Origin of the sequence: Rhodococcus spongiicola, from assembly GCF_004011835.1 — a bacterium.
In the GTDB taxonomy this organism is placed as follows: domain Bacteria; phylum Actinomycetota; class Actinomycetes; order Mycobacteriales; family Mycobacteriaceae; genus Prescottella; species Prescottella spongiicola.
In genome coordinates, this window is sequence record NZ_RKLN01000006.1 from 222,227 (window position 1) to 234,234 (window position 12,008).

Annotated in this window: 8 protein-coding genes; 5 read left to right on the forward strand and 3 right to left on the reverse strand. The window is 66.3% G+C overall.

What is annotated here, in order from left to right; all coding sequences use genetic code 11:
- Positions 1 to 138: 138 nt before the first annotated feature.
- Positions 139 to 2,394, reverse strand: coding sequence for an ATP-binding protein (locus EF834_RS16610; protein WP_235871266.1), 2,256 nt, complete (start codon positions 2,392 to 2,394; stop codon positions 139 to 141).
- A gap of 313 nt (positions 2,395 to 2,707) precedes the next feature.
- Positions 2,708 to 4,654 carry an acetate--CoA ligase gene (acs, locus tag EF834_RS16615; protein ID WP_127948318.1) on the reverse strand — a complete coding sequence of 649 codons (1,947 nt, stop codon included), beginning with the start codon at positions 4,652 to 4,654 and terminating at the stop codon, positions 2,708 to 2,710.
- Between the two features lie 295 nt (positions 4,655 to 4,949).
- On the opposite strand from acs, the gene EF834_RS16620 reads away from it, so the two are divergent.
- The 5 genes from EF834_RS16620 to EF834_RS16640 all read left to right on the forward strand — a co-directional run bounded on the left by EF834_RS16620 (position 4,950) and on the right by EF834_RS16640 (position 10,774).
- Entirely contained in the window at positions 4,950 to 6,503 is a 1,554-nt protein-coding gene (locus tag EF834_RS16620) for a peptide ABC transporter substrate-binding protein (RefSeq protein ID WP_127948370.1), read from the forward strand.
- Positions 6,504 to 6,506: 3 nt separating this feature from the next.
- Positions 6,507 to 7,433, forward strand: a complete 927-nt coding sequence (locus tag EF834_RS16625; protein WP_127948319.1) for an ABC transporter permease — start codon at positions 6,507 to 6,509, stop codon at positions 7,431 to 7,433.
- Positions 7,434 to 7,452: 19 nt separating this feature from the next.
- The gene (locus EF834_RS16630) at positions 7,453 to 8,295 is read left to right on the forward strand and encodes an ABC transporter permease (protein WP_127948371.1); all 843 of its coding nucleotides are present in this window, start codon (positions 7,453 to 7,455) and stop codon (positions 8,293 to 8,295) included.
- Positions 8,292 to 9,908, forward strand: coding sequence for a dipeptide ABC transporter ATP-binding protein (locus tag EF834_RS16635; protein WP_127948320.1), 1,617 nt, complete (start codon positions 8,292 to 8,294; stop codon positions 9,906 to 9,908). The genes EF834_RS16630 and EF834_RS16635 overlap by 4 nt, the downstream gene beginning before the upstream one ends.
- A gap of 104 nt (positions 9,909 to 10,012) precedes the next feature.
- A complete protein-coding gene (locus tag EF834_RS16640) occupies positions 10,013 to 10,774 on the forward strand; it encodes a Fic family protein (RefSeq protein WP_127948321.1) in 762 nt (253 codons plus the stop codon).
- Positions 10,775 to 11,183: 409 nt separating this feature from the next.
- Here EF834_RS16640 and EF834_RS16645 read toward each other — a convergent pair whose 3' ends face one another.
- Positions 11,184 to 12,002, reverse strand: coding sequence for an HAD family hydrolase (locus EF834_RS16645; RefSeq protein WP_127948322.1), 819 nt, complete (start codon positions 12,000 to 12,002; stop codon positions 11,184 to 11,186).
- Between the last annotated feature and the right edge of the window lie 6 nt (positions 12,003 to 12,008).

Consider the following 12,008-nt stretch of genomic DNA (forward strand, 5'->3'; position numbering starts at 1 on the left):
GCGTGAATCGTTGGTGGTGAATCGTTGGTGTTCGAACTCACACACTTCCAACCACGGCGCCATCACACGACGGTAGAACTACCGGTGCAGATACCTGTCTTCGATCCAGGTACCTACACAGGCCGGTGAAATCCCAGCTCAGACGGCATCGTTGCGGGCGGCTTTGCCCTGTTCGATCACCCAGGCAGCGATCTGAGTCCGCGAATTGAACGCCAGTTTCGCGAGGATGTGCTCGACGTGGCCCTGAGCGGTGCGCTGCGAAATGACGAGTTGGTCGGCGATCGCCTTGTTCGTCATGCCCCGTGCCACCAGCTCGGCGACCTCTTGCTCGCGGGGCGTCAGGTCGGTCGAGGAGCGCTCGGCCGACGACTCCTCCGGAAGACGGTCCTCCACGGCGAAGGTGACGATCTCGCTCAGCGCGAGCCCAGCTCCCAGATGCACCGCAGACTCGAAAGTTCGAGGGCCGAGAGCGCGAAGGAGTTGAGTGCGCGACTCGCCGCGATTCGAATGCAGCTTCTTGATGCCCATGCTCTCGTATCCGACAGCCAGCCAGAGAGATTCGGCCGCGCCGAGGAGGACGGCGGCGCGCCAGTACTCGTGCTGCAGGGTGGTCGTCCACGCCAGTCCTTCGGTACCGATGGCCACTCCGAGGAGGTCATCGACACCTTCGCTGAGCTGAAGCGCCTGCCTGAACAACGGCACCGTATCTTCAGGGTCGTCGCGCCACAGTGCAAGGCCGCGGAAGCTCAGAGCGTACGACCGGTAGATCGACTCACCACATTCAGTGGTGATGGCGATGACCTCGTCGGAGTACTCGACGGCCTCGCGACGTTCGCCCAGGACGGCCGCGCCCATCGTCAGAGCGAGAAGTGTCTGGATGTGAAGTGGGCGATCCGGACCGGCTCGGACGGTGTCGAGGATCTTGTGGCTCAGCTGCATCGTCTTCTGCGTTTCACCGCTGAAGAGCGCCAGAATCGCGTCTGCGAGGGCAACGACGACCTCGATCTCGGAATCCTCGAGTCGGGCCGCGATCTCGTACGCCTCGGCGACCAGTACCTTTCCGGCAGCGACGTCGCCCTGGTTCGCAGCGAGGCTGATCGCGGCGAACAACGCCTTCACGCGATCGGCGGTCGGTTCTCCGCCCTGCGCGGCGAGTGTGCGGTCGAGCCACAAGCGCCCCTCGTTGAGGAGGCCGCGGGAGCCCCAGAACCGGTACATCGAATAGGCAATGCGCAACCCGTCCTCGGCCTCACCCGGTTCCGTCATGCAGTACTCGAGCGCGTCATGCAGATTGGGCCGTTCGCGGTCGATGCGTCCGATCCACGCCGTCTGATTAGGTCCGATCCACTCGTGATCGGCCTTCCACACCAGGTCCTGGTACCAGTCCCGGTGTTGTCTACGAAGGTTCGCGTACTCACCGGCTTCGTGGAGGCGTTGGCGCCCGTAGTCGCGCAGGGTCTTGAGCAGTCGATACCGCACGATGCCGTCGTGTTCCTCGCGGATGAGAATCGATTTGTCGACCAGGGCAGCGACGACGTCGAGCAGGTAGGTCGGGGTCAGGTCAGGGGCGGCGATCGCCTCTGCGGCATCGAGCTCGAATCCGTGCGAGAAAATCGACAGCCGTCGCCACATCTGCTGTTCGGTCGGCGTGCACAGATCGTGGCTCCAGTCGATGCTCATCCTCAGTGTCTGCTGACGGTCGGGTGCGGCGCGGCTGCCCCCCGTCAGGAGACGGAAGCGGTCCGTGAGCAACTCCAGGATCTGGTCGATCGACATGGCCCGTAGTCGGGCTGCCGCGAGTTCGATGGACAGTGGGAGCCCGTCGAGTTCGGAGCAGATCGCGACCACCTGATCTCGATTGCTCTCGTTCAGCTCGAACCCGGGGACCGCCGCCGCGGCGCGCTCGGTGAACAGATTGACCGCCTCGTACTGGGCCAGCGCACGGGGTTTCGTCGCTTCTTCGGACGTGGGGAAGGTTAGTGGAGGCACACGCAGAACGGCTTCGCCGCCGATCGCGAGGGGCTCGCGACTAGTCGCAAGGATTCGCAACTCGGGGCTCGCGCGGAGCAGGGTTTCGGCGAGCTTGGCGATGGCGTCGATCAGGTGCTCGCAGTTGTCGAGGATGAGCAGTGTGTTCCGTGTCGACATGTAGTCGGTGAGGAACTGCATGGTCGGGACGGCCGATTGCTCCCGCAGACCGAGAGCTGCCGCGACCCTTTCGGGGACCAGTTGTGGTTCACGCCGCTCACCGAATTCGACCAGCCAGACACCGTCATCGAAGGCCCGCTGCGCGTCGGTGGCCACGCGGAGCGCGAGGCGGGTCTTACCGACGCCGGCGATGCCGGTGAGCGTCACCAGACGGGACGAGGCGAGTAGCCGTCTCGCCTCCGTCACCTCACGTCGCCGACCGACAAAACTGGTTAGATCCTGAGGTAGGTTGCCGACTTTGCCTCGCACGGCATGCGCCATCGATGACCCTCTTTCCGTCTCCATCGGACACGGTACGCCTGAGCGCGGTCTCTAGGCATTGACCTGCAGATTCGGTACAGAAGGGATACCGGGAGGGGCAGGGATGTCGGCACGTGTGGCGGGCCGGGAGAACGTGCAGCAACGGGTGGCCTGCTGCCCCGGAAGGCATGCAGGCACCCGTTCGTTCCCGGCTACGTTTTTCTGCTCTGGTTGCCGCCCCTGTGTCGAGTGGGCGTCTCTAGCGACCGCGGATCGCGTCGAACACCTTCGGATCAACGAGCGTTGAGGTGTCGCCGAGGTCGCGGCCCTCTGCGACGTCGCGCAGCAGACGGCGCATGATCTTGCCGGAGCGAGTCTTCGGGAGCTCGGGCACGACCGTGATCTGCCGCGGCTTGGCGATCGGGGAGATCTCGGTGGACACCTGAGTGCTCAACTCCGATACGAGTTGTTCGCCAGTGTTTTCCATGCCTTCGCGCAGGATCACGAAGGCCACGATCCCCTGGCCGGTGGTCTCGTCTGCCGCTCCGACGACGGCAGCCTCCGCGATCGCGGGATGCCCGACCAGTGCCGACTCCACCTCGGACGTGGAGATGCGGTGCCCGGAGACGTTCATGACGTCGTCGACTCGGCCGAGGACCCACAGGGCGCCGTCCTCGTCGTACTTGGCGCCGTCACCGGCGAAGTACCAGCCCGCTTCTGCGTACCGGGACCAGTAGGTGTCCCGGTAGCGGGCCATGTCGCCCCAGATCCCACGCAGCATCGACGGCCACGGCTGGTCGAGGACCAGGTACCCGCTGCCGCCGGCGCCGAGTTCGTGGCCGTCGTCGTCGACGATCTTCGCGGAGATACCCGGCAGCGGGGCCATTGCCGAGCCGGGCTTGGTTGCGGTGACACCGGGCAGCGGCGAGATCATGATCGCGCCGGTCTCCGTCTGCCACCACGTGTCCACGATCGGAACCCCGCCGCCGCCGATGACATTCCGGTACCAGCGCCAGGCCTCCGGGTTGATGGGCTCGCCCACCGAGCCGAGGAGGCGGATAGAGGACAGGTCGTGCGCATCCGGGATCTCGCGGCCCCATTTCATGAACGTGCGCACCAGCGTCGGCGCCGTGTAGTAGATAGTGACGCCGTACTTCTCGATGATCTGGAAGTGGCGATGCTCGTCGGGGGAATTGGGAGTGCCCTCGTACACAACCTGCGTCACGCCGTTCGACAGCGGCCCGTAGACGATGTAGCTGTGCCCGGTCACCCAGCCGATGTCGGCAGTGCACCAGTAGATGTCGTGCCCCGGCTTGTGGTCGAACACGTTGTGGTGCGTGTAGGACGCCTGCGTCAGGTAGCCGCCGGACGTGTGGATGATCCCCTTGGGCTTGCCGGTGGTGCCCGAGGTGTACAGGATGAACAGCGGATGTTCGGCGTCGAACGGCTGTGCCTGATGTTCCGCCGACGCCTTCTCCACGGTGTCGTGCCACCACAGATCCCGGCCATCGGTGAGGGCGATATCGGTGCCGGTTCGCTTGACGACCAGCACGTTCTGGACGGAACCGGCGCCGGCGTCCGCCGCGTTGCCGGCCAAGGCCTCGTCGACGGCGGGCTTGAGCGGGGCGGCCTGGCCTCGGCGCCACTGCCCGTCGACGGTGACGACGAGCTTGGCCTGGGCGTCGTCGATGCGCGAGCGCAGTGCGGTCGCGGAGAATCCGGCGAACACGACCGAGTGGGTCAGGCCGAGTCGGGCACAGGCGAGCATCGTGACGATCGCTTCGGGGATCATCGGCATGTAGATCGCGACCCGATCCCCGGAGACCAGGCCGAGGTCGGTGAAAGTGTTTGCCGCACGGCTCACTTCGGCGAGGAGCTCGCTGTAGGTGATGTCGCGGCTGTCGCCCGGCTCTCCCTCGAAGTGGATTGCGACACGGTCGCCGTTGCCGGCGACTACGTGCCGGTCGACGCAGTTGTACGCGACGTTGAGGCTGCCGCCGACGAACCACTTCGCGACGGGAGCGTCCGACCAGTCGAGGACCTCGGTCCACGGCGTCGCCCAGTCCAGGCGTCGGGCCTGGGCGTCCCAGAAGGCTAGGCGGTCGCTGTCGGCCTCGGTCTGCAGTTCGGGGCCTGCGTTCGCTGCGGCCGCGAACTCCGCGCTGGGCGGGTACACCTCGAGGGCGTCGGAAGCACTGCTCGTCATTCGGCTGCCTTCTTTCCGGTCAAAATAGACATTCGTGGCACGTGTGAGCGTAGTCACAGATGGCGGACGCCGCAGTATACGCTCCCGGGAGTGGCCGTTGGGCGTGGTGTGCTTCATGTTGCGAACGGGACTCGAAAAGGTGCCGATCCGAGCCGGGAGTCCAGGACCCACGCGGCGGGCTTCGGGTGTGTCTATCGTCGCTAGCACCATCCGGCAAGTCGGGAGGTGGGTCGTGGCTGTTCGGTGGGGTATCGCGCGCGCTGCGACCGCCGTGGTGGTGCTCGTGTTCGTGTCGATGCTCGCGGCGTGCACCAGCGGTACGACGTCGGGCACGGGAATCGTCTACGCGTGGAGCGGTGAACCGCAGAACCCGCTGATTCCGACCGACACGAGCGAGAACACCGGTGGCCGTGTGCTCGATGCACTCTTCGCGGGCCTCGTCTACTACACCGCCGACGGCAGCACCGAGAACGAGGTGGCCGAGTCCATCGAGACCTCGGACGGGCAGCACTACACCGTGACGCTCGAGGACGGCTGGACGTTCACCGACGGAACCCCTGTCACCGCAAAGTCGTTCGTCGACGCGTGGAACTACGGTGCGCTGTCGACCAACGCGCAGCTGCAGTCGTCGTTCTTCGACCCGATAGCGGGCTACGACGAGGTCGCGGCAGCCAACCCGACGGCGCAGACGATGTCGGGGCTGAGCGTGGTCGACGACCGCACTTTCACTATCACGCTGAAGCAGCCGGAGTCCGCGTTTCCTAAGCGCCTGGGCTTTGCCGCCTACTATCCGCTGCCGCAATCGGCGTATGCGGACATGGCTGCGTTCGGACAGCACCCGATCGGAAACGGCCCGTACCAGTTGGCGAACGACGATGCCTGGCAACACAATGTGCGGATCGACCTGGTGACGAATCCGGGCTATCGAGGCAATCGGGCGGCACAGAACGAGGGTGTGACGTTCGTGCTCTACAGCAACCTGGACACTGCTTACACCGACCTGCTGTCGAACAATCTCGACGTGCTCGACGGGGTGCCGTCCAGCGCGCTCGACATATACGAGAAGGATCTGCCGGGGCGCACCGTCAATCAGCCTTCCGCGACGATCGAGACCTTCACGATCCCGGAGCGACTGCCGCACTTCGGCGGCGAAGAGGGGCGACTGCGTCGGCAGGCGATCTCGTTGGCGATCGATCGCCAGCAGATCACCGAGCGACTGTTCGCGAGCACTCGGACCCCGGCTCGGGACTTCACCTCTCCTGCTGTCGAGGGCTGGACGCCCGACCTGCCCGGATCCGACGTCCTCGACTTCGCAGCCGACCGGGCACGGGCATTGTGGGCGCAGGCCGACCAAATCGCACCGTGGTCGGGCACGTTCCAGCTCGCCTACAACTCCGATGGCGGGCACCAGGACTGGGTGGACGCGGTGAGCAACAGCATCCGCAACACGCTCGGCATCGACGCGCGCGGCGCACCGTATCCGACGTTCGCCCAGCTGCGGACCGAGGTGACCGAGCGGACGATACAGACGGCGTTCCGCTCGGGATGGCAGGCCGACTACCCGCAGCAGTACGGATTCCTCGCGCAGAACTTCCAGACGGGAGGCAGCTCCAACGATGGCGGGTACTCGAACCCCGAGTTCGACCGTCTGCTGAGGGCGTCCGCCGGGGCCACGGACCCCGTCGAGTCCCAGCAGCTGATCGACAGGGCACAGGAGATCCTGCTGCGCGATCTGCCGGCGGTTCCGAACTGGAACCGCAATGCGACCGGCGGTTGGTCCGAATACGTGACGAACGTGCAGATCGGCTGGGACGGGGTGCCGCTGTACTACCTGATCGAGAAGAAGTGACCCATGCTCCGATACACCGGCCGCCGTGTGCTGCAGATGATCCCGGTGTTCCTCGGTGCCACGTTCCTGATCTACGCGCTGGTCTTTCTGCTGCCGGGTGATCCCGTCGCAGCGCTTGCTGGTGACCGGGCGCTGACCCCGGCCGTCACCGAGCAACTCCGGGCCCGCTACCACCTCGACGAGCCCTTCCTGGTGCAGTACTTCCAGTACCTGAAGGGGATCGTGACGCTCGACTTCGGCACGTCGTACTCGGGACGACCGGTCGGTGAGGTTCTGGCGCAGGCATTTCCGATCACACTCAAGCTCGCGGTGATGGCCGTGGCGATCGAGACGGTACTGGGAGTCGGGGCGGGTCTGATCGCGGGGCTACGCCGGGGCGGGATCTTCGACTCGACGGTGTTGATCGTGAGCCTGGTCCTGATTGCGGTTCCGGTTTTCGTGATCGGATTCCTCGCCCAGTTCTTCATCGGAATCCGTTGGGGGCTTGCCCCACCCACGGTGGGCGCGGACACGAGCTTCGCCAGACTGCTGTTGCCGGCCTTCGTGCTCGCCTCGGTATCGTTCGCGTACGTCCTTCGCCTGACCCGCACTTCCGTCGCTGCGACGCTGACGGCAGACCATGTCCGCACCGCGTCCGCGAAGGGGCTGTCCCGACCGAGAGTCGTGGGGGTGCACGTGCTGCGCAACTCGCTGATCCCGGTCGTCACGTTCCTCGGGGTCGACCTCGCCACGTTGATGGGCGGAGCGGTGGTCACCGAGGGCATCTTCAATATCAATGGGGTGGGGGGCACGATCTACCAAGCCATCATCCGTGGTGAGGCGCCCACTGTCGTCTCCTTCGTCAGCGTCCTCGTGGTTGTGTACCTGGTCGCGAATCTACTCGTCGACCTGTTGTACGCCGCCCTCGATCCGAGGATCCGCTATGGCTGATGTGGTTCGGGCACAAGGGATGTGGTCGTCGGCGTGGGGGCGGCTGCGTCGGCGTCCGATGTTCTGGGTGGCCGTCGCGATCCTGCTGGTGGTCGCCGTGGCGGCGCTGTTCCCGAGGATGTTCACCGATCTGGATCCACGCTACTGCAACATCTCCGACAGCCTCGCGCCTCCAAGGTCGGGGCACTGGTTCGGGTTCGACCGTCAGGGTTGTGATGTCTTTGCGCGGACGGTGTACGGGGCGCGGCCGTCGATCACGGTGGGGGTGTGCGCGACTGCGGCGGTGCTCGTGATCGGTGTGGTGTTCGGTTCGTTGGCCGGCTACTTCGGGGGGTGGGCCGATTCACTCCTCTCCCGCGTCACCGACATCTTCTTCGCCATCCCGTTCATCCTCGCGGCGATCGTGCTGATGCAGCTGTTCGCCGAACGCACCATTTGGACGGTGGTCTCGGTGCTGGCGCTGTTCGGCTGGCCGCAGATGGCGAGAATCGCACGCGGATCCGTCATGTCGGCCAAGTCGAACGACTACGTCCTCGCCGCCCGGGTCGTCGGGATGTCACATCCGTCGATCCTGGTGCGGCACGTGCTGCCGAACGCGCTCGCACCCATCATCGTCATGGCCACGATGTCGCTCGGCACGTTCATCGTCGCCGAGGCGACGCTGTCGTTTCTCGGGATCGGATTGCCCCCCACGACGGTCTCATGGGGCGGCGATATCAGCACCGCTCAGGTCACGCTGCGGAGCGGATCGATGATTCTGTTCTATCCCGCGGGCGCGCTCGCGATCACGGTGCTGGGCTTCGTCCTCCTCGGCGACGCCCTGCGAGACGCGCTCGACCCGACCACTGCGAGGCGAAGATGACGGGCCCGCTGCTCTCGGTCGACGGACTCGACGTCTCGTACGGGTCGGGTGCGGCCGAGGTGCGTGCGGTGCAAGACGTCCACCTGGCGATACGGCCGGGACAGACGGTCGCGGTCGTCGGGGAGTCCGGCTCCGGCAAGTCCACGCTTGCGCATGCGATCATCGGTCTGCTGCCGGGGGACGGCCGGATCACCGGCGGGCGGATCAAGTTCGGGGACGCGGATCTCGTCGGCGCGACGGAACGGGAGTTCGTCCGGATCCGGGGCAGTGGGATCGGATTCGTGCCGCAGGATCCCGCGACCAACCTCAACCCAGTATGGACGGTTGGCTTCCAGGTTCGGGAAGCTCTGGAAGCCAACGGGATCGCCAAGGGGCGCGCTGCCCGCAGGCGCTCCGACGAACTACTCGAGGAGGCCGGGCTCGCCGGCGCCGCGGACCGGTCCACGCACTACCCGCACGAGTTCTCGGGCGGCATGCGTCAGCGGGTCCTCATCGCGATCGGGCTCGCAGCACGACCGCGTCTGCTCATCGCGGACGAGCCGACGTCTGCGCTCGACGTGACGGTGCAGCAGCGTGTGCTCGATCATCTCGCTCACCTGACGGGCGAGCTGGGCACAGCGGTCCTGCTCGTCACTCACGACTTGGGCGTGGCGGCAGAACGTGCGGAGCATGCCGTCGTCATGCACCAGGGGCGGGTGGTCGAGTCCGGTCCCGCGGAGCAGATTCTCACCGACCCGGAGGATCCGTACACGCGCCGACTCGTGGCTGCGGTGTCGCCGCTGTCGGCGGTTCGATCCCGACCGCGACCCACCCCCGCGCCGAGCGCCCAGCCGCTGCTGGCCGTCGACGGTCTGCGCAAGGTGTTCCGACGGCGCGGAACCAAGATCGGTCGGCACGTCGACGTCACAGCCGTCGACGATGTCTCGTTCTCCGTCCTTCGGGGCACGACCACCGCGATCGTCGGGGAGTCAGGATCGGGTAAGTCGACCGTCGCCAGGATGATCCTGGGTCTGCTGCCGCCGGACTCCGGGTCGGTCGTGTTCGACGGCGCCGATATCGCAACCCTCGGACGCGGGGAGAGGAGGTTTCGGCGTCGGGTCCAGGCGGTCTTCCAGAATCCGTACGGCAGTCTGGACCCCACCTACTCGGTGCAGCGGATCGTCGAGGAACCGCTGCGCGTGCACCGTGTCGGCGGCCGCCGCGAGCGCGCCGAGCGGGTCCGCGAACTGCTCGACAGGGTCGCCTTGTCGACTGACGTCGCGCGGCGATTCCCGGCCGAACTGTCCGGAGGACAGCGCCAGCGGGTCGCGATCGCGCGGGCCCTCGCACTCGGACCCGACCTCGTCGTGTGCGATGAGGCGGTGTCCGCGCTCGACGTCGTCGTTCAGGATCAGATCCTCCGACTGCTCGACGAGTTGCAGCGCGACCTCGGGCTGACCTACGTCTTCATCAGCCATGACTTGGCGGTCGTGCGGAGGATCGCTGACCAGGTAGTGGTGATGCACGGCGGCCGGGTGGTGGAGTCCGCCGATGCGGAGGAGGTATTCGGCAAGCCGCGTCACGAGCACACGCGTCGTCTGCTGGATGCCATACCGCGCGGTCGGCGACACTGAGCCGGTCGCGGCGGTCGGCGACACTGAGCCGGTCGCGGCGGTCGGCGACGCTGAGCCGGTCGCGGCGGTCGGGTGGGTGACCGGCGGCGGGTAGCGTCTGGGCCGTGAGTGTTCCCGTAACTGATCCCCTGCGGCCGCTGTTGGATCTGCCCGGTGTTCTCGACGCGGCGGATCGCGCGCGCGACGCACTCGGCGAGGTTCATCGGCACAAGGCCAACCGTCGAGGGTGGCCGCAGACGGCCACCGAGGCATCGGTCCGCGCGGCACGCGCGTCGGCCTCGATCGACGGCGGCTCAATGGAACTGCCGACTCCCGGCACCGTCGGTGATCCTGTGCTGTCCGGGGCCCTGCGCGTGGCGCAGGCTCTCGACGGTGAGGCGCTGACAGTCATCCTCCCGACCTGGGAGCGGGCGCCGCTCCAGGTGCTCGCCCGGCTCCACCTGCTCGCCGCGGCCGATCTCGTCACCGACCAGGCGACGCTGGGCCGACCGCGGGCCGATCGCGGTGTCGGCGAGCGACTGGACATGCTCTCGCAACTCGTCACGGGTGGCACGAAGGCGCCGGCACCCGTACTCGCTGCCGTCGTTCACGGAGAACTGCTCGCTTTGCAGCCGTTCGGGGTGGCCGACGGGATCGTCGCTCGAGCTGCATCCCGACTGGTTGCCACGTCGACGGGGCTCGACCCGCACAATCTCGGCGTGCCGGAGGTGAGTTGGATGCGTCGCATCCCCGCCTACCGTGACGGACTCGAGGGATTCGCGGCGGGAACGCCGGAAGGCGTGGGAAGTTGGGTGATCCTGTGCTGCGGCGCCTTGGAAGCGGGCGCCCGCGAGGCGATGTCGATCGCCGACGCTGCCGCGAGTTGATACTGCCGGGATTGAACACCGGTTCACGGGCCACGCACATACGAAGCGGGTGGTGCACCGACCGTGACCGATGTCGCCACCCGCTAGCACGGACTGCCAGGTTACCAAGCGTGCAAGGTGGGTTGTGTGTCAACGGCCTCGGCGTAGGCTCGTGCGGTGCCGGTTCGTCTCCGCAACCAGTGCGGAGTCCTTGCCGTCATCATTCGAGTCACGCAAGCCCACAACGCTTCTGCCCTTATAGTGGCTTGTGCTCTGCGTGGGTTCCTGGTGTCCGTGCTGGGAAGTCCGTGCGGGGGGATCGGCCCTTCTCTTCCGGAGCGATCCTGTCTTTCCGGGCTTCCGTAACTCCTTTGTACCCTGTGCTCCAAGCCACTTCAAGTGGCAATTTTCCTTTGTGGCAGACGCGCGTTCAGCGTTTTCGACGGCGCCGGCCGTAAGTGAAGGCGCCCGCCACCGCGGCGCCCGACATCACCGCTGCGGCCGCCGCGACGGTCGTGCGGGACTGCGTCTGGAGTCGGGCACGAAGCGACACCGGGTTCGAGAAAGACAGTATGGGCCAACCGTTCTCGGATGCGGCACGGCGCAGGGCTCGGTCCGGATTGACCGCGGTGGGATGCCCGACGGCCTCGAGCATCGGTAGATCGGTCACCGAGTCCGAATACGCGTAGCAGTGGGCGAGGTCGTACCCCTGGCTCTCGGCGAGCTCCTGCATGGCCTCGACCTTGCCCTTGCCGTAGCAGTAGAACTCGAGGTCGCCGGTGTACCTGCCGTCCTCAATCACCATCCGGGTGGCAGTGCTGTGTGTGGCACCGAGGGCTCCGGCGATGGGCGAGACCACCTCTTCGCCGGAAGCCGACACGATCACGACGTCGTGCCCGCGGGCCTTGTGGTCGGCGATGAGGTCAGTGGCTTCGGCATAGATCAGAGGCTCGACGATGTCGTGCAGCGTCTCGGCGACGATGGTGCGGATCTGCTGGACGTCCCAACCCGCCGTCATGCGGGTCAGATGGGCGCGCATCCGCTCCATCTGATCGTGGTCGGCGCCTGAAAGGAGGAACAGAAACTGTGCGTAGGTGCTCTGCAGTACCGACCGGCGGGTGATGAGGCCTTGTGCGAAGAACGGCTTGCTGAAGGCGAGGACGCTGGACTTTGCGATGACGGTCTTGTCCAGATCAAAGAACGCGGCAACGCGGCCGCGTTCGGTCTGTGCGCTCGGATGCCCGGTCACAGGAGA